The organism is Mesorhizobium sp. B3-1-6, assembly GCF_006439555.1.
Lineage (GTDB): Bacteria > Pseudomonadota > Alphaproteobacteria > Rhizobiales > Rhizobiaceae > Mesorhizobium.
The window spans coordinates 18,080-35,138 of record NZ_VFTM01000042.1 but is presented as its reverse complement, the minus strand read 5'-3'; the positions used below and the strand labels follow the sequence as shown (position 1 = coordinate 35,138).

Here is a 17,059-nt window from a genome sequence, read left to right as displayed (position 1 = left end):
ACCTTGATCGAAGGGTGCAGCGGAGCAGAATTCTGGACGGTGGCGGCGCTCCGAGGTCACGGAATGGATCCTCGGGTCTGCGCCGCGTCGCTTCGCTCCTTGCTCCGCCCGTGGATGACGAAGTGATGGGCGCCTCGGCCAATCTCCAAGGTCAGCAACAACCAGACGACGGTTAGCCACACACACGGGCCCCACCTGCTAAGCCACTTGTCGACGTCAGCCCTTCGGCTTCAGCCCATCCAGGAACAGCTGCTCCAGGAAGCGCGCGGCGTCCTCGAAGCGCCCGTCGCCGCCGCGGTCGGCGCCGAGCACGGCGCGGACCTGGACGTCGAAATCGGCATAGTGCTGCGTCGTCGCCCAGATCGAGAAGATCAGGTGCCAGGGATCGGTGCGGGCGATCTTGCCGGCGCGCATCCAACCCTTGATGACGGTGGCCTTCTCGTCGACCAGGGTCTTCAGTTCACCCTCCAGCATCGGCTTGATGCGCGGCGCACCCTGCAGGATCTCGTTGGCGAACAGCCGGCTTTCGCGCGGGAAGTCGCGCGCCATTTCGAGCTTCCTGCGGATGTAGCTTCTGAGCTCCGTCAGCGGATCGCCGATGTCGTCGAGCTCGCGCAGCGGCGCCAGCCAGGTGTCGAGCAGGCGCTGCATCAACGTCTCGTGAATGTCTTCCTTGCGGCGGAAGTAATAGAGAAGGTTCGGCTTCGACATGCCGGCGGCTTCGGCGATCTGGTCGATGGTCGAGCCGCGAAAACCGTTGGCGGAGAAGACTTCGAGCGCGGCTTCCAGGATGAGCTCGCGCTTTTCCTGCTGGATGCGGGTGCGGCGGGGAGCGGAGCTTTCCGTCGTGTCCGTCATCCTTGCAGGCCGTCTTCGCGTGGGCTCTCTGGACCAATTGTCTGGACCAGTTTTTCCTTGGGCTGTGGAGCGCGATTTCGATGCCGCATTTCCGCTAGTAATCCCTTGACCGCCGACAGGCGGTGCTAACGTTTGTCCAACCGGTCAAAATTTTGCGTAGCACGAAAACGCAGCGAAGACCAAGCGTTGGCCGCACCGAAACACGCTTACAAGGGGAAGTCCTGGTCATGTCCAACCGGCTGAAAGTCACGCCGAACGATCTCAGCGCATTCTGGATGCCGTTCACGGCAAACCGGCAGTTCAAGCAGGCGCCGCGCATGTTCGTGTCCGCCAAGGACATGCACTACACGACCAGCGACGGCCGCAAGGTGCTGGACGGCACCGCGGGCCTGTGGTGCGTGAACGCCGGCCACTGCCGGCCGAAGATCACCGAGGCGATCCAGAGCCAGGCCGCCGAGCTCGACTATGCGCCGGCCTTCCAGATGGGCCACCCGATCGTGTTCGAACTGGCGAACCGCCTGGTCGACATCGCGCCCAAGGGCATGGACCATGTCTTCTTCACCAATTCCGGTTCGGAATCGGTCGAGACGGCGCTGAAGATGGCGATCGCCTATCACCGGGTCAGGGGCGAGGGCTCGCGCACCCGCCTCATCGGCCGCGAGCGCGGCTATCACGGCGTCAATTTCGGCGGCATCTCGGTCGGCGGCATCGTCTCCAACCGCAAGATGTTCGGCACGCTGCTCGGCGGCGTCGACCATCTGCCGCATACGCACCTGCCGGAGAAGAACGCCTTCTCGAAGGGCGTGCCCGAGCATGGCGCCGAACTCGCCAACGAGCTGGAGCGTCTCGTCACCCTGCATGACGCCTCGACCATCGCCGCCGTCATCGTCGAGCCCGTCGCCGGCTCCACCGGCGTCATCCTGCCGCCGAAGGGCTATCTGCAGAAGCTTCGGGAAATCTGCACCAAGCACGGCATATTGTTGATTTTCGATGAAGTGATCACCGGCTTCGGCCGTCTCGGCGCGCCGTTCGCGGCGGACTATTTCGGCGTCACGCCGGATATCATGACGACCGCCAAGGGTGTCTCCAACGGCGTCATCCCGATGGGCGCGGTGTTCGTCAAGAAGGAGATCCACGACGCCTTCATGACCGGCCCGGAGCACATGATCGAGTTCTTCCACGGCTACACCTATTCGGGCAATCCGATCGCCTGCGCCGCGGCGCTCGGCACGCTGGACACCTACAAGGAAGAGGGCCTGCTGACGCGGGGCGAGGAACTGGCGCCCTACTGGGAAGACGCGCTGCATTCGCTGAAGGGCGAGCCGCATGTCATCGACATCCGCAACATCGGCCTGATCGGCGCGATCGAACTGGCGCCGATCGCCGGCAGCCCGACCAAGCGGGCCTTCTCGGCCTTCGTGAAGGCCTTCGAGCGCGGCGCGCTGATCCGCACCACCGGCGACATCATCGCGCTGTCGCCGCCGCTGATCATCACCAAGGGCCAGATCAACGAACTGATCGACCATGTTCGCGATGTGCTGAGGTCGATCGACTGACAAGCCGGCGCGGATATCCTCCCCGTCGAGGGGAGGTTGTCCGCAAAGCCGCTGGCTGAGGTCGACGCCGTGGCGCCGACCTTCGGTGTGATTCAGACAGGCTGCGCGCCGATGCCCGTCAGGATCACCCGCTTGATGTTTTCCTTGGCTTCCCGCCATTGCCGGTCGGAGAGCGACTTGCCGCCGTTCAGCGTCTCGATCTGGTGGCCGAAATCGGCATAGTGCTGGGTCGTGGCCCAGAGCATGTAGAGCAGGTGGCGCGGGTCCACCGGGTCCATCTTGCCCTCCTCGATCCAGCGCCCGATGATCTCGACGCGGCCGTCGGTCCATTCGCGCAGTGTCGATTCCATATAGTCCTGAAGCACCGGCGCGCCGTGCATGACTTCCGAGGCCCAGACCTTCGAACCGTCCGGGTGGCGGCGCGATATTTCCATCTTGGCGTCGATATAGGCGCTGATGCCGTCAACCGGGCCGCGCGCCGCGTCGAAGCAATTGGCCGCCTGCAGCCAGATCTCGAAAATGTTCTGGACGACGGACCGGTAGAGCTCTTCCTTGGTGGCGAAATAATAGTGCAGATTTGCCTTTGGCAGCCCCGCCAGATCGGCGATCAGCTGCATCGTGGCGCCGCCGAACCCGGCCTCCGCGAATACCTTTTCGGCGGCGAGAAGAATAGCTTTTTCATTCTCCCGCCTTATGTCCTGTCTCCGCATGGGGCGGGTGGTTTCGGCCATGTCTCCCCCAAGATTCTCGTTGACCGCTTGGTCAGCTTGTGTAGTCTGAAAGCTGACCATACGGTCAGGATGCAAACCACTCAAGGGGCGACAAGACCCCTGGTGAAAATGGGAACCGCAAATGGCCGCACCCGGCGAAAATCTGCGAATCAATTCAGACCGTTTGTGGGATTCCATCATGGAGATGGCGAAGATCGGCCCCGGCATTGCCGGCGGCAACAATCGCCAGACCGTGACCGACGAGGATGGCGAGGGCCGCCATCTTTTCAAGCGCTGGTGCGATGCCGCCGGGCTCGAAATGGGCGTCGACGAGATGGGCACGATGTTCGCCCGCCGCGAGGGCACCGATCCCAGCCTGCCGCCCGTCTATGTCGGCAGCCATCTCGACACGCAGCCGACCGGCGGCAAATATGACGGCGTGCTCGGCGTTCTGGGCGGGCTGGAGGTCGTGCGTTCGCTCAACGACCTCGGCATCAAGACCAGGCATCCGATCGTCGTCACCAACTGGACGAACGAGGAAGGCGCGCGCTTCGCGCCGGCGATGATGGCGTCCGGCGTGTTCGCCGGCGTGCTCGACCAGGCCGACGTCTACCAGCATGTCGACAAGGACGGCAAAAAGTTCGGCGAGGAGCTCGAACGCATCGGCTGGAAGGGCACCGAGAAGGTCGGCGACCGCAAGATCCACGCCTTCTTCGAATTGCATATCGAGCAGGGACCGATCCTCGAGGACGAGGGCATCGACATCGGCGTGGTCACCCATGGGCAGGGCCTCAAATGGCTGCAGGTGACGCTGACCGGCAAGGAAGCGCATACCGGCTCGACGCCGATGCCGAAGCGCCGCAATGCCGGGCTCGGCATGGCGCGCGTGATCGAGCTGGTGCACGAGATCGCCATGGACTACCAGCCCGACGCCGTCGGCGCGGTCGGCCATATGGAAGTCTATCCGAACTCGCGCAACATCATCGCCGGCCGCACCGTCTTCACCATCGACATCCGCTCGCCCGAGAAGGAGGTGCTCGACGCCATGGATGGCCGCATCCGCGAAGGCATCGACACGATCTGCGACGCGCTCGACATCCAGTACAAAATCGAGCAGGTCGGCCATTTCGATCCGGTCACCTTCGACAAGAACTGCGTGAAAGCAATCCGCGATGCGGCCGACCGGCTCGGCTATTCGCATCGCAACATCGTCTCCGGCGCCGGCCATGACGCCTGCTGGATCAATCGGGTCGCACCGACCGCGATGGTGATGTGCCCGTGCGTCGACGGCCTCAGCCATAACGAGGCGGAAGAGATCACCAAGGAATGGGCGAGCGCCGGCGCCGATGTGCTGTTCCACGCGGTGGTGGAAACGGCGGGAATCGTGGAGTGACCGACTAGAGCAATCGCCGTTTCACGGAAACGGCGATTGCTCTATCTCTTTGTTTTAACGCAATTTCGGACGGAAAACCGCTTCACACTTTTCCTGAAATTGCTCTAGACCAATCACCTCGCAACGCCGCTCGCAAAGAAGCGCGAAAGAACAGGGGAACAGATATGACCAAAGTGATCCGGAACGGCACCGTCGTCACCGCCGACCGTACGTGGAAGGCCGACGTGCTGATGCAGCACGGCAAGATCGTCGCCATCGGCTCGAACCTGCATGGCGACCACGAGTTCGACGCCACGGGCTGCTATGTCATGCCGGGCGGTATCGATCCGCACACCCATCTCGAAATGCCGTTCATGGGCACCTATTCGGCAGACGATTTCGAGTCCGGCACGCGCGCGGCGCTTTCCGGCGGCACGACGATGGTGGTCGATTTCTGCCTGCCCGCGCCGCAGCAGTCGCTCTTGGAAGCGCTGCAGATGTGGGACAACAAGACCTCCAAGGCATCGTGCGACTATTCCTTCCACATGGCGATCACCTGGTGGGGCAAGCAGGTGTTCGACGAGATGGCTCAAGTGGTCGACCGGGGCATCACCTCGTTCAAGCACTTCATGGCCTATAAGGGAGCGCTGATGGTCGATGACGACGAGATGTATTCGTCGTTCCAGCGCTGCGCCGATCTCGGCGCGCTGCCGCTGGTTCATGCCGAGAACGGCGACGTGGTCGCCGCACTGTCGCAAAAGCTGCTTGCCGCCGGCAACAACGGCCCCGAAGGCCATGCCTATTCGCGTCCGCCTGAAGTGGAAGGCGAGGCGACAAATCGCGCCATCATGATCGCCGACATGGCGGGCGTGCCGCTCTATGTCGTGCATGTCTCCTGCGAGCAGAGCCACGAGGCGATCCGCCGCGCGCGCCAGAAGGGCATGCGGGTGTTCGGCGAGCCGCTGATCCAGCACCTGACGCTCGACGAGAGCGAGTATTTCGACAAGGACTGGGACCACGCGGCGCGCCGCGTGATGAGCCCGCCCTTCCGCAACAAGCTGCATCAGGATTCGCTGTGGGCCGGCCTGCAGGCCGGATCGCTGCAAGTGGTGGCGACCGACCATTGCGCCTTCACCACCAAGCAGAAGCGCAACGGCGTCGGCGACTTCACCAAGATCCCGAACGGCACCGGCGGGCTCGAGGACCGCTTGCCGGTTCTGTGGACGAGAGGCGTCAACACCGGACGGCTGACGATGAACGAGTTCGTCGCGGTGACCTCGACCAACATCGCCAAGATCCTCAACATGTATCCGAAGAAGGGCGCGATCGTCGAAGGCGCCGATGCCGACATCATCGTCTGGGATCCGAAGCGCAAGAAGACGATCTCGGCCAAGAAGCAGCAGTCGGTGATCGACTACAATGTCTTCGAGGGCGTCGAGGTGACGGGCCTGCCGCGCTTCGTCTTCTCGCGCGGCGAATTGTCGATCGAGGAGGCGGACGTCAAGGCCAAGGCCGGCCATGGCGAGTTCGTCGCCCGCGAGCCGAACGCCGCGGTCAACCGGGCGCTGTCGACCTGGAAGGAGATCTCCGCGCCGCGCAAGGTGGAGCGTACCGGCATCCCGGCCACCGGGGTCTGACCATGCGGGCTCCTTACCTGCTCCTGGCGGCGGCCGCGATGCTGGCCGCTGGCCATGCCCAGGCCGCGGGCATCGACCTGTCCAAGCCTTATGGCGACAAATATGGCTGCATCAACCGGAACAGGCAGGAAGTCGCCGCCGACAAGATGCTGCTTTTGACCGACAAGGAACTGATCACGGCGGCCAGCGCCTGCACCTTCAGCGACAGCCAAGCGCAGGCTGATGGATCGCTCGTGGTGACGGCAAAATGCGAGGCTGAAGGCGAAGAGGGACAGGCGCCGGCCAAGTTCACCATCAAGCGCAGCGCGAAGAACGCGAAGAAGCTGGTGGTGGCCGACGAAGACGGCAATGTGATGGGCGAAGTCGCGCGATGCAAGTAACGGCGGCCCCACCAGCCTCAGGCAACCAGAGCATCCAGTTCCGGCAGCAGGACGACGCTTTCCTGCTCGTTGGGATCGGTGCGGGCAATGACGGCCGAGGACGGGGCGTTGCTCAGATTGGCCGGCAGATGCGGCACTCCCGCCGGAATGTAGAACAGGTCGCCGGCCTTGACGACGATATGATGCTCGAGCCGGTCGCCGTACCAGGTGTGGACTTCGCCCGAGAGCACATAGATGGCCGTCTCGTGGCTTTCATGCATATGCGCCTTGGCGCGGGCGCCGGGCGGCATGGTGAGAAGATGCATGCAGATGCCGGACGAGCCGACGGTTTCGGCGGCGATGCCGGCGAAATAGCTCAGCCCCTGCTTGCCCTGATAGGTGCTTTCGGGGCGAACGAGACGACAGGTGGGTTTAGGCGACATCGGCAAGGCTCCGGGCGGCGTCGATCGGGTGGGACAGGACGAGTGGAAAGCAACGCTATCATAAAATCAACCGGATTGCGGACAGTACGGCAGCGGCTGCGAAAGACAGGCTGCAGCCAATGACCGAACAGCCGCCAGCCGTCGTTTCGGCAAGCAAGCTCGGCCTCACCTTCCAGACCAATGACGGTCCGGTGCAGGCGCTGTCCAACGTCGATCTGACCATCGGCAAGGGCGAATTCGTCTCCTTCATCGGGCCGTCGGGCTGCGGCAAGACCACCTTGCTGCGCGTCATCGCCGACCTGGAGAAGGCAACCTCGGGCGCGATCTCCGTCAATGGCATGACGCCAGAGCAGGCGCGCGAGAAACGCGCCTATGGCTATGTGTTCCAGGCGGCGGCCCTGTTCCCGTGGCGCACCATCGAGCGCAATGTGGCGCTGCCGCTGGAGATCATCGGGCTCAGCCAGTCCGAGCAGGCCGAGCGCATCAAGCGCACGATGGAACTGGTCAACCTCTCGGGCTTCGAGAAGAAATATCCCTGGCAGCTTTCCGGCGGCATGCAGCAGCGCGCCTCGATCGCACGCGCGCTCGCCTTCGATGCCGACCTGCTTTTGATGGACGAGCCGTTCGGCGCGCTGGACGAGATCGTGCGCGACCATCTGAACGAACAGCTTCTGGAACTATGGGAGCGCACCAACAAGACGATCTGCTTCGTGACCCATTCGATCCCCGAGGCTGTGTATCTCTCGACGCGCATCGTCGTGATGTCGCCGCGGCCCGGCCGCGTCACCGACGTCATCGAATCGACGCTGCCGAGGAAGCGGCCGCTCGACATCCGCGAGACGCCGGAGTTTTTGGCGATTGCTGCCCGCGTGCGTGACGGCTTGAGGGCGGGGCACAGCTATGATGATTGAGGGGGACGAGTTTCCTCCTCTCCCCCACGGGGAGAGGGTGGCCGGAGCGAAGCGGAGGTCGGATGAGGGGGCGCGCAACCGCGCCTTCGTCATCCTAGGGCGGAGCAGGCACGCCACCGCGCATGTCAAGGAAGCCGGCCATCGCGATTTCGTCATTCTAGGGCGTAGCGACGCGAAGCGGAGCGCAGACCCTGGGATCCATTCCGTGACGCTGGTCGAAGGGTCAAAACGATGCAGAATGGCCGCTAAACGCCGCAGGGCGAAAGGTGCCTTGTTCCGCACCGTTGCGGAGCGGAGGGGTAACGGCATGGATCCTAGGGTCTGCGCCGCGTCGCTTCGCTCCTTGCTCCGCCCTAGGATGACGAAGGCGTGTGGCCCGCGAGGCGCCGTGAATGGATAGCTTCCGCTCGAAAGTCATCCCCGTCACCACCATCCTCGCCGGCGCGGTAATCCTCTGGTATGTCTTTGCCGTCATCCTCAACGCGCCGTTCCAGCGCGACCTCGATCGCCGAGCCAAGGCGACGCCCGGCACCGTCGAGTTCATCGGCAAGACGTTGTCGCAGCCGAAGCCGACGCTGCCGGCGCCGCACCAGGTGGCGGTGAATTTCTTCGAAAACACCTTTTTGCGATCCGTCACCTCGAACCGCAGCCTGGTTTACAACGCCTGGGTGACACTGTCCTCGACGCTGCTCGGCTTTGCCTTCGGCACGGCGCTCGGCATCGTCATTGCGGTGGGTATCGTGCATGTGGCGACGCTCGACCGCAGCCTGATGCCCTGGATCATCGCTTCGCAGACCATTCCGATCCTGGCGGTGGCGCCAATGATCATCGTGGTGCTGGCGGCGATCGGCATCACCGGCCTGATCCCCAAGGCGCTGATCTCGACCTATCTGTCGTTCTTCCCGGTCGCCGTCGGCATGGTGAAGGGCCTGCGCTCCCCCGAGCTCATGCATCTCGATCTCATGCATACCTATAACGCCAGCGCCTCGCAGACATTCTGGAAGCTGCGCGTGCCGGCCTCGGTGCCGTTCCTGTTCACCTCGATGAAGGTGGCGGTGGCGGCAAGCCTTGTCGGGGCCATCGTCGGCGAACTGCCGACCGGAGCGGTCGCCGGTATCGGCGCGAAGCTGCTCGCCGGCGCCTATTACAGCCAGACCATCGATATCTGGTCAGCCCTGGTCGCGGGCTCGATCGTCGCGGCACTGCTGGTGATGGTCGTCGGCATTGCCGGACGCCTCGTCGACCGGGCCATGGGCGGGAGGCCGGCATGAGCTGGTTGAAACCGTCCTGGCAACCGGTGCTGGCGATCGCGCTGTGCCTCATCGCCTTCGCGCTCGGCGCAATGTCGAAGCCGGAAGCAGCCGCGCTGGCGGAGCCGGCCGCAACGCTGGCCTATCCCTATATGGGCGCGAGAGGGCTGATCATCGGGCTGTTGCTCATCGCGGCACTGGTCTCGCTCGCAACGCTGACGCCAGTCGTGGAGGCGATCGTACTCTTTGTCGGCGCGCATGCCGCAGCCTGGCTCTTGATCAAGGGCATAGCCGGGTTCGAAGGCACCGCGCTGGCGCCGTATTTCCTGCTGCTTGCCGCCGCCTGGCTGCTTGCCTGGCGCTGTGTCGCCTTGCTGTCGTCGTTACGCCCCACGCAGGGCTGGGCGAAGACGGCGCTGCGCCTGATCATCCCGGCGATCTTCGGCGCCTGGATCCTGATCATCTGGGAAGCGGTGACGCGCGGCGCCGGCGTCCCCTTCATCCTCTTGCCGCCGCCCAGCGCCATCGGGGCGCGTATCGCCAACTCGCTGCCGATCCTGGGGTCGGACGTGCGCCAGACGATCTTCAAGGCGGTGCTGATAGGCTATGTCGTCGGCAACCTCGCCGGCTTTATCGTCGCCATCCTCGCCGACCGCGTGCCGTTCCTGCGGCACGGCCTGCTGCCGATCGGCAATATGGTTTCGGCGCTGCCGATCATCGGCGTCGCGCCGATCATGGTCATGTGGTTCGGCTTCGACTGGCCGTCCAAGGCCGCGGTCGTCATCATCATGACCTTCTTCCCGATGCTGGTGAACACGGTCGCCGGGCTGGCCGCATCCGGGCATATGGAACGCGACCTGATGCGCACTTATGCATCGGGCTATTGGCCGACCTTGCTCAAGCTCAGGCTGCCGGCCGCGATGCCGTTCATCTTCAATGCGCTGAAGATCAACTCGACACTGGCGCTGATCGGCGCCATCGTCGCGGAGTTCTTCGGGACGCCCGTGGTCGGCATGGGATTCCGCATCTCGACGGAAGTCGGGCGGATGAACATCGACATGGTGTGGGCCGAAATCGCAGTTGCAGCACTTGCGGGTTCGGTCTTTTATGGCGTGGTCGCTCTCATCGAGAGAGCCGTCACGTTTTGGCATCCCTCTGTCCGAGGTGGATAGGGGCGGTGGGTTTGGGTGCTAACTTCAGAGGGTAATAACATGAAAAGACTGCTGATTTCTGCTTTGGCCGGCGCCATGTCGCTGGCCGCCTTCCAGGCGATGGCCGCCGACAAGGTGACACTGCAATTGAAATGGGTCACGCAGGCCCAGTTCGCCGGCTATTATGTCGCCAAGGCCAAGGGCTTCTACGATGCCGAAGGCCTCGACGTCGACATCAAGCCGGGCGGTCCCGACATCGCGCCCGAGCAGGTGATCGCCGGCGGCGGCGCCGACGTCATCGTCGACTGGATGGGCGGGGCACTCGCCGCCCGCGACAAGGGCGTGATGCTCGTCAACATCGCCCAGCCGTTCAAGAAGGCGGGCATGGAACTGGTCTGCCCCAAGGATGGACCGATCAAGACGGAAGCCGACTTCAAGGGCCACACGCTCGGCGTCTGGTTCTTCGGCAACGAATATCCGTTCTACGCCTGGATGAACAAGATCGGCCTCAAGACCGATGGCGGCCCTGACGGCGTCACCGTGCTCAAGCAGAGCTTCGACGTGCAGCCGCTGATCCAGAAACAGGCCGACTGCATCTCGGTGATGACCTATAACGAATACGGCCAGGTGCTGGACGCCGGCTACAAGCCGGAAGACCTCACCGTCTTCAACTACTCCGCCATGGGCAACGACCTGTTGGAGGACGGGCTCTACACGCTCGAGGACAAGCTCAAGGATCCGGCCTTCGAGGACAAGATGGTGCGCTTCGTGCGCGCCTCGATGAAGGGTTGGAAATACGCCACGGAGAACACCGAGGAGGCGGCTGGCATCGTCGTCGACGCCGGCGGCCAGGACGAGAACCACCAGAAGTTCATGATGAAGGAAGTGGCCAAGCTGATCGACAATGCCGACGGCAAGCTGATCCCGGCCGCTTACGAGCGCACCGCCAAGGCGCTGCTCGACCAGAAGATCATCAGCAAGGAGGCGAGCGGCGCCTACACGACCGCGATCACCGACAAGGCGATCAAGTAAGCTCCGTTCTCGACGCGGAAGCTGGAAAGGGGCGGGCGACCGCCCCTTTTTCTTTGGGGTCGCGGTAAAATAATTGTGTGCCGGGATACATCCGGGCACCCAACCGTTGCATTGATGCATCCGCGCGCCGGGGAGCCGTGCTGGATGCTGCAACCAACGGAGGTTCTCATGCGCATCCTATTCGTGCCGATGCTTTCGGCTTTAGCCGTCTCGACCGCCTTTCTCCTCGCATGGCCGGCCATGTCCGAGACGATGAAGTTCAAGGCGACGCTCGACGGCAGCCAGCAGAGCCCGCCCGTGACCACCAAGGGCAAGGGAACCGCCACATTCACCTTCGACAGCACAAGCAAGAAGCTCAGCTGGAACGTCAAATATTCCGGCCTCAGCGGGCCTGCCGTGGCCGCCCACATCCACGGACCGGCAGACATGGGCGCGAACGCGGATCCGGTGATCCCGTTCAAGAAGCTGAAGAGCCCGATCAAGGGGTCGGCGACGCTGACCGACGCGCAGGCAGCCGACCTCGAGGCCGGCAAATACTACGTCAACGTCCACACCGCCAAGAACAAGGACGGCGAGATCCGCGGCCAGATCGAGAAGGCGATGTGAAGACGAAAAAGGGGCGGTTTAGCGCCCCTTTTGTCGTGCAGCCGGCAGAAAGGCTGCCTCAGCTCTTCTCACGGATTTGCGTCAGCGTGCGGGTCGGCGTGATCGCCTCGGGATCGAGCTTGATCTCGACGATCGCCGGCTTGCCGCTGGCGCGCGCGCGCTCGAAGGCGGGCGCGAAGTCGGCGGTCTTTTCGACCGTTTCGCCATGGCCGCCATAGGCGCGGGCCAGCGCCGCGAAGTCGGGGTTCTTGAGATCTGTGGCGACGACGCGGCTTGGATACTCCCGCTCCTGATGCATGCGGATCGTGCCGTAAATGCCGTTGTTGACGACGATCACGATGATCGGCAGATCATACTGAACAGCTGTCGCGAACTCCTGGCCGTTCATCAGAAAGCAGCCGTCGCCGGCGAAGGCAACCACGGTGCGATCCGGGAACAGCGATTTGGCCGCGACCGCGGCCGGCGTGCCGTAGCCCATCGAGCCGGACGTGGGCGCGGCTTGCGTGCCGAAGCGGCGGGAGCGGTAGAAGCGATGCACCCAGGTGGCGTAGTTGCCGGCGCCGTTGGTGAGGATTGCATCCTCCGGCAGAACCTTTCCCAGATAGTCTATGATCGGGCCCATCTGGACGGCGCCCGGACCGGTCTGCGGCGGCGTTGACCATTCGAGATAGGCGGCGTGCGCATTTTCCGTCTCGGCCGCCCAGCTGGGCTTGGCCGTTGGCCTGCGCTTGGCGAAAGCCTCGACGAAGGCGGCGGGCGAAGCGTTGATCGCCACTGTCGGCCGGTAGACGCGGCCGAGTTCGCCGGCATCGGCATGGACATGCACCAGCGCCTGGTCGGGGTAGGGGCTCTTCAGCAGCGTGTAGTCGGAAGACGGCATCTCGCCCAGGCGGCCACCGAGCAAGAGCACGACATCGGCCTGCTTGATCCGCTCCGCCAGCTTCGGATTGATGCCGATGCCGACATCGCCGGCGTAGTTTGGATGGAGATGGTCGAACAGCATCTGGCGGCGGAAGGAGCAGCCGACCGGCAGCGACCAGGTCTCCGCGATCGTGCGCATATGCGCCACCGCTTCCTCGTTCCAGCGCGTGCCGCCCAGAATGACGAAAGGACGCTTGGCATTGCTCAGCAACATCTCCAGCGCATCGAGCTCGTCCTTACCTGGACGCGTCTCGACAGGCGTGTGCGGCAGCGCTTCCGGAGCCTCGACCTCGCTGGTCAGCATGTCTTCCGGCAGCGAGATGACCACCGGGCCCGGGCGGCCGGAGGTCGCGACCGCGAAGGCGCGGGTGACGAATTCGGGGATGCGCGCGGCATCGTCGATCTCGACCACCCATTTGGCGATGTCGCCGAAGAAGCGCTTGTAGTCGACCTCCTGGAACGCCTCGCGCTCCTTGGCGTGGCTGGCGACCTGGCCGATGAACATGATCAGCGGCACCGAATCCTGCATGGCGATGTGGATACCGGCCGAGGCATTGGTCGCGCCGGGGCCGCGAGTGACGAAGCAGATGCCGGCCTTGCCGGTCAGCCGTCCCTGGCAGTCGGCCATCATCGCGGCACCCCCTTCCTGGCGGCAGACGATGGTGCGGATCGAAGAGTCATGCAGCGCGTCGAGCACCGCGAGATAGGATTCGCCCGGAACGCAGAAGATGCGGTCGGTGCCGTTGGCTTCCAGCGCCTCGACGATCAGTTGTCCGCCGGTCTTCATTTTGCTCTCTCCAGTTCGGCAAGGATTTCGTCCGTGTGCTCGCCAAGGCGCGGCGAAGGGCGCTCATAGACGAGCGGCGTGCCCGACATCACCATCGGCGCGCGCACCGAGGGCAGGCGATTGCCGTGGCCATCGTCGAGGTCGAGCCGCATGCCGCGCGCGATGGTCTGCGGATCGGCGAACATCTGGCCGATCGTGTTGATCGGGCTCGCCGGCACGCCGGCGGCTTCCAGCTTCGCCAGCAACGGATCGCGATCGAACGCCGCCAGCGTCTCGACGATCCGCTCGCGCAGCTTCACGCGGTTGGCGACGCGGGCAGGGTTGGTGGCGAAATCCGGATTGGCGGGCAGATCGGCGATGCCGACGGCGGCGCAGAACTTGCCGAACTGCCCGTCATTGCCGACCGCGAGGATGATGTGGCCGTCCCTCACCGGCAGGACTTCGTAGGGGGCGATGTTCATATGCGCATTGCCCATCTGCACCGGCGACTTGCCCGAGACCAGATAGTTGAGGTTCTGGTTGCCGAGGGCCGAAATCTGGCTGTCGTAGAGCGCCATGTCGACATGCTGGCCCTCGCCGGTCTTTTCGGCATGGCGAAGTGCTGCCTGGATGGCGATCACCGAATAGAGGCCGGTGAAGAGATCCGAGATGGCGACGCCGGCCTTCTGGGGCTCACGGCCGGGCTCGCCGGTGATCGACATCATGCCGGCCATGGCCTGGATGATGAAATCGTAACCCGCGCGGGGCGCGTAGGGTCCATCCTGGCCGAAGCCTGTGATCGAGCAATAGACAAGCCGCGGATTGATCGCCTTCAGGTTTTCGTAGTCGAGGCCGTATTTCTTCAGGCCGCCGAGCTTGAAGTTTTCGATCAGCACGTCGGCTGTGGCGATCAGCCTGCGCAGCGTCTCGGCGCCCTCGGGCTTGGAGAAATCGACGGCGATAGAGCGTTTGCCGCGATTGCAGGAGTGATAATAAGCGGCCGAAAGGTTTTCGCCGTCATGGCTCATGACGAATGGCGGACCCCATTTGCGGGTATCGTCGCCCCCGTCAGGGCTCTCGACCTTGATGACATCGGCGCCGAGATCGGCCAGCAATTGCCCGGCCCAGGGACCGGCCAGGATGCGGGCAAGTTCGATAACGCGGATGCCTTTCAGCGGAGGGGCGGTCATGGATCACCGTGTTCTAACGAAACGCAGGCTCTAGCAACACGCACCGGCCGTGTCACGACCCATACGATAGGCCACGCCGGATCAGGATTTCAGCACGCCGTCGGCCCAAGCGGCGAAATCATTCATGACGGAGTCGCGGTTGATCTCGTTCAGGCTTTCATGGCGGGTTTCCGGATAAACCTTTGAAACCAGATTCGAAAAGCCCAATGCCCGCATGCGCTTTGCCAGGTGATTGACGGCCTTGCCGTAGTCCGACGCGGGGTCTTTCTCGCCGCCGACAAGGTTGACGAAGAGATCGCGCCGGACGCCGGCAAAGCTCTGGTCCTTGCCGCCATGAACCGCCATGTCGACCACATCGCGCCACATCGAGACCGACGCATCCCAGCCGCAGAGCGGGTCGGCGACATATTTGTCGACCTCGACCGGGTCGCGCGACAGCCAGTCGAACAAGGTCCGGTGGTCGGGCACCGCCTTGCCCCAGGCCTGGAACGTGAGCTTGGGCAAAAGGCGAGACGGCACGTCGGAACCCAGCCGCATCCGCTCCCAGCCGAGGATGAGCAGCGCCAATTGCCCGAGCAGGCCTTGCGAGAAATTGCCGTTCCAGATCGCGGCGGCATGGACACGCTCGGAGTGGCGCAGGACGAAGTTCAGCGCGACCGAGGCGCCGAGCGAATGGCCGAAGATGATGACCGGCAATCCCGGATGCTCGGCCGCGATCAGGTCGTGAACGGCATCGACGTCGGCGATCACCTTGGCGATGCCGTCGCCGTCGGCGAATTTGCCGAGCGGCGCGCCGGGAGCCTTCGTCGCGCCATGGCCACGATGGTCGTGGGCATAGACGTGGAATCCGCGCGGCCCCAGGAAATCGGCAAAGCGGGCGTAACGCGCCGCATGTTCGGCCAGGCCATGGTTGATCTGGACCACGGCGCGGGGATTTCCGGCGGCTTCTTTCACATAAAGGTTGAGCTCGGCCCCGGTCGGTGAAGCCAGCCTCATCTGCTTGTCGAATGGCATGTCTCGCTCCCTCGGCGACTGTTGGGCGAGGCGTTTGCCGGCGTCAAGAGGATGAGCGCGCTTGCCGAGATGCTACGTCGGCAATCCGTCACATCGCCAAGGCGATCGGGCAGCTTGCGGGCGCGCGGATTGCAAGCGCTCAGCTGGGGATAGTTTTTTCGCGCGACGAAAAAGATCGCAATTCTGACACGTCGGCTGTTCTAGTGTGACGAATCCAATACGGTTCAATGATCGCCGGGAGAACGGGATGCGGGTTTGGGCGTTGTGGGGTTCGATGGTGCTGGCTTTCGCCGGTGTCGGGGTGGCGCATGCCGACGTGAAGATGAGCGGCACCTTCGTGGCCGACAGCGCCTGTCCGGCGACGCAGGCCATCAAGAGTGGCAAGAACCCCGGCAATGTCTCGACCGAGGCCGGCAAGAGCTACGAGCTGCTTGCCGGCAACAAGGACGAGCCCACGCACTACCTCATCCAGGTGCCGGGTGCCGATCCCGAGCGGCGCTGGGTGAAGATCAGCTGCGGCCATGTCACCGGCGGCGGCGCGTCGGTCACGCCGGCGCCTTCCGGCCAGACCAAGCCGTCATCGTCTGCCTCCGGAAAACCCGAATATGTCTTTGCGCTGAGCTGGCAGCCGGCTTTCTGCGAGACCAAGGCGAGCAAGCCCGAATGCAAGGCACAGAGCCCGAACGAGTTCGATGCCTCGCATTTCACGCTGCATGGGCTGTGGCCGCAGCCGAACGGCAATTTCTATTGCCAGGTCTCGGCGAGCGACAAGGCCAATGACAATCCGTCGCATTGGGGAGACCTGCCACCGGTCGATCTCGACGCAAAGACGCGTGCCGAGCTCGACCAGGTGATGCCAGGCACGGCTTCCAAGCTCGAGCGCCACGAATGGATCAAGCATGGTACTTGCTACGGCAAGAGCCAGCAGGACTATTTCTCCGACGCGCTCAACCTGATGCGGGCGGTGAACGCCTCGCCGGTGCGCGACCTCTTCAACAAGAACATCGGCAAGCAATTGACCTCGGACCAGATCCGCGGCGCCTTCAACGAAGCCTTCGGTCCCGGCGCAGGCGACCGCGTGCGCGTGTCCTGCCTGGTCGACCCGTCAAGTGGGCGGCGCCTGATCGGCGAGATCACGCTCGGCCTGTCCGGCCCGGTCGGTCCCGACAGCAAGCTCACCGATCTCTTGATGGCCTCCGCGCCGACAGCCAAGGCCGGTTGCCCGAAGGGCGCGGTCGACGCGATCGGATTCCAGTAGGCGGAATTCCCAGGTCCAGGCCGAT

General features: G+C 63.8%; 16 protein-coding genes. 10 read left to right on the top strand and 6 right to left on the bottom strand.

The genetic code is table 11. The features are described from left to right. Nucleotides 1-216: 216 nt before the first annotated feature. Nucleotides 217-858 (bottom strand): TetR family transcriptional regulator C-terminal domain-containing protein, encoded by a 642-nt coding sequence (locus tag FJ414_RS28000; RefSeq protein WP_140647604.1) that lies wholly within the window; start codon nt 856-858, stop codon nt 217-219. 227 nt (nt 859-1,085) lie between these two features. On the opposite strand from FJ414_RS28000, the gene FJ414_RS27995 reads away from it, so the two are divergent. Continuing rightward, a complete protein-coding gene (locus FJ414_RS27995; RefSeq protein ID WP_140647603.1) occupies nt 1,086-2,414 on the top strand; it encodes an aspartate aminotransferase family protein in 1,329 nt (442 codons plus the stop codon). 92 nt (nt 2,415-2,506) lie between these two features. Here the strand turns inward: FJ414_RS27995 and FJ414_RS27990 are convergent, their stop codons facing one another. After that, nucleotides 2,507-3,145 carry a TetR/AcrR family transcriptional regulator gene (locus FJ414_RS27990; RefSeq protein WP_140647602.1) on the bottom strand — a complete coding sequence of 213 codons (639 nt, stop codon included), beginning with the start codon at nt 3,143-3,145 and terminating at the stop codon, nt 2,507-2,509. Nucleotides 3,146-3,266: 121 nt separating this feature from the next. Between FJ414_RS27990 and FJ414_RS27985 the strand changes: the two genes are divergently transcribed. The 3 genes from FJ414_RS27985 to FJ414_RS27975 all read left to right on the top strand — a co-directional run bounded on the left by FJ414_RS27985 (nt 3,267) and on the right by FJ414_RS27975 (nt 6,513). Beyond that, the gene (locus FJ414_RS27985) at nt 3,267-4,517 is read left to right on the top strand and encodes a Zn-dependent hydrolase (protein WP_140647601.1); all 1,251 of its coding nucleotides are present in this window, start codon (nt 3,267-3,269) and stop codon (nt 4,515-4,517) included. Nucleotides 4,518-4,681: 164 nt separating this feature from the next. Further along, entirely contained in the window at nt 4,682-6,133 is a 1,452-nt protein-coding gene (hydA, locus tag FJ414_RS27980; protein ID WP_140647600.1) for a dihydropyrimidinase, read from the top strand. A 2-nt stretch (nt 6,134-6,135) separates the two neighbouring features. After that, nucleotides 6,136-6,513: a hypothetical protein gene (locus FJ414_RS27975; RefSeq protein WP_140647599.1), complete on the top strand. Its 378-nt coding sequence runs from the start codon at nt 6,136-6,138 to the stop codon at nt 6,511-6,513. Nucleotides 6,514-6,530: 17 nt separating this feature from the next. Here FJ414_RS27975 and FJ414_RS27970 read toward each other — a convergent pair whose 3' ends face one another. Continuing rightward, the gene (locus FJ414_RS27970) at nt 6,531-6,941 is read right to left on the bottom strand and encodes a cupin domain-containing protein (protein ID WP_181175451.1); all 411 of its coding nucleotides are present in this window, start codon (nt 6,939-6,941) and stop codon (nt 6,531-6,533) included. 113 nt (nt 6,942-7,054) lie between these two features. Here FJ414_RS27970 and FJ414_RS27965 point away from each other — a divergent pair, with 113 nt between their 5' ends. From FJ414_RS27965 to FJ414_RS27940, 5 genes are all read left to right on the top strand, one after another. Further along, nucleotides 7,055-7,846 carry an ABC transporter ATP-binding protein gene (locus tag FJ414_RS27965; RefSeq protein ID WP_140647597.1) on the top strand — a complete coding sequence of 264 codons (792 nt, stop codon included), beginning with the start codon at nt 7,055-7,057 and terminating at the stop codon, nt 7,844-7,846. A 392-nt stretch (nt 7,847-8,238) separates the two neighbouring features. After that, nucleotides 8,239-9,117, top strand: coding sequence for an ABC transporter permease (locus FJ414_RS27955; protein ID WP_140647595.1), 879 nt, complete (start codon nt 8,239-8,241; stop codon nt 9,115-9,117). After that, entirely contained in the window at nt 9,114-10,268 is a 1,155-nt protein-coding gene (locus FJ414_RS27950) for an ABC transporter permease (protein ID WP_140647594.1), read from the top strand. The genes FJ414_RS27955 and FJ414_RS27950 overlap by 4 nt, the downstream gene beginning before the upstream one ends. A gap of 39 nt (nt 10,269-10,307) precedes the next feature. Further along, a complete protein-coding gene (locus tag FJ414_RS27945; RefSeq protein WP_140647593.1) occupies nt 10,308-11,279 on the top strand; it encodes an ABC transporter substrate-binding protein in 972 nt (323 codons plus the stop codon). A 168-nt stretch (nt 11,280-11,447) separates the two neighbouring features. After that, nucleotides 11,448-11,885 carry a CHRD domain-containing protein gene (locus FJ414_RS27940; protein WP_140647592.1) on the top strand — a complete coding sequence of 146 codons (438 nt, stop codon included), beginning with the start codon at nt 11,448-11,450 and terminating at the stop codon, nt 11,883-11,885. A gap of 58 nt (nt 11,886-11,943) precedes the next feature. Here FJ414_RS27940 and FJ414_RS27935 read toward each other — a convergent pair whose 3' ends face one another. From FJ414_RS27935 to FJ414_RS27925, 3 genes are all read right to left on the bottom strand, one after another. Then, a complete protein-coding gene (locus FJ414_RS27935; RefSeq protein ID WP_140647591.1) occupies nt 11,944-13,593 on the bottom strand; it encodes a thiamine pyrophosphate-binding protein in 1,650 nt (549 codons plus the stop codon). Then, nucleotides 13,590-14,762, bottom strand: coding sequence for a CaiB/BaiF CoA-transferase family protein (locus tag FJ414_RS27930; RefSeq protein ID WP_140647590.1), 1,173 nt, complete (start codon nt 14,760-14,762; stop codon nt 13,590-13,592). The genes FJ414_RS27935 and FJ414_RS27930 overlap by 4 nt, the downstream gene beginning before the upstream one ends. Before the next feature lie 81 nt (nt 14,763-14,843). Beyond that, a complete protein-coding gene (locus FJ414_RS27925) occupies nt 14,844-15,776 on the bottom strand; it encodes an alpha/beta hydrolase (RefSeq protein WP_140647589.1) in 933 nt (310 codons plus the stop codon). Nucleotides 15,777-16,023: 247 nt separating this feature from the next. Here FJ414_RS27925 and FJ414_RS27920 point away from each other — a divergent pair, with 247 nt between their 5' ends. Further along, nucleotides 16,024-17,034: a ribonuclease gene (locus FJ414_RS27920; RefSeq protein ID WP_140647588.1), complete on the top strand. Its 1,011-nt coding sequence runs from the start codon at nt 16,024-16,026 to the stop codon at nt 17,032-17,034. Nucleotides 17,035-17,059 lie beyond the last annotated feature (25 nt).

Coding starts and splice junctions, on each gene's coding strand:
- FJ414_RS28000 (WP_140647604.1), bottom strand. CDS start 858: ATGACGGACACGACGGAAAGCTCCGCTCCCCGCCGCACCCGCATCCAG.
- FJ414_RS27995 (WP_140647603.1), top strand. CDS start 1,086: ATGTCCAACCGGCTGAAAGTCACGCCGAACGATCTCAGCGCATTCTGG.
- FJ414_RS27990 (WP_140647602.1), bottom strand. CDS start 3,145: ATGGCCGAAACCACCCGCCCCATGCGGAGACAGGACATAAGGCGGGAG.
- FJ414_RS27985 (WP_140647601.1), top strand. CDS start 3,267: ATGGCCGCACCCGGCGAAAATCTGCGAATCAATTCAGACCGTTTGTGG.
- hydA (WP_140647600.1), top strand. CDS start 4,682: ATGACCAAAGTGATCCGGAACGGCACCGTCGTCACCGCCGACCGTACG.
- FJ414_RS27975 (WP_140647599.1), top strand. CDS start 6,136: ATGCGGGCTCCTTACCTGCTCCTGGCGGCGGCCGCGATGCTGGCCGCT.
- FJ414_RS27965 (WP_140647597.1), top strand. CDS start 7,055: ATGACCGAACAGCCGCCAGCCGTCGTTTCGGCAAGCAAGCTCGGCCTC.
- FJ414_RS27955 (WP_140647595.1), top strand. CDS start 8,239: ATGGATAGCTTCCGCTCGAAAGTCATCCCCGTCACCACCATCCTCGCC.
- FJ414_RS27950 (WP_140647594.1), top strand. CDS start 9,114: ATGAGCTGGTTGAAACCGTCCTGGCAACCGGTGCTGGCGATCGCGCTG.
- FJ414_RS27945 (WP_140647593.1), top strand. CDS start 10,308: ATGAAAAGACTGCTGATTTCTGCTTTGGCCGGCGCCATGTCGCTGGCC.
- FJ414_RS27940 (WP_140647592.1), top strand. CDS start 11,448: ATGCGCATCCTATTCGTGCCGATGCTTTCGGCTTTAGCCGTCTCGACC.
- FJ414_RS27935 (WP_140647591.1), bottom strand. CDS start 13,593: ATGAAGACCGGCGGACAACTGATCGTCGAGGCGCTGGAAGCCAACGGC.
- FJ414_RS27930 (WP_140647590.1), bottom strand. CDS start 14,762: ATGACCGCCCCTCCGCTGAAAGGCATCCGCGTTATCGAACTTGCCCGC.
- FJ414_RS27925 (WP_140647589.1), bottom strand. CDS start 15,776: ATGCCATTCGACAAGCAGATGAGGCTGGCTTCACCGACCGGGGCCGAG.
- FJ414_RS27920 (WP_140647588.1), top strand. CDS start 16,024: ATGCGGGTTTGGGCGTTGTGGGGTTCGATGGTGCTGGCTTTCGCCGGT.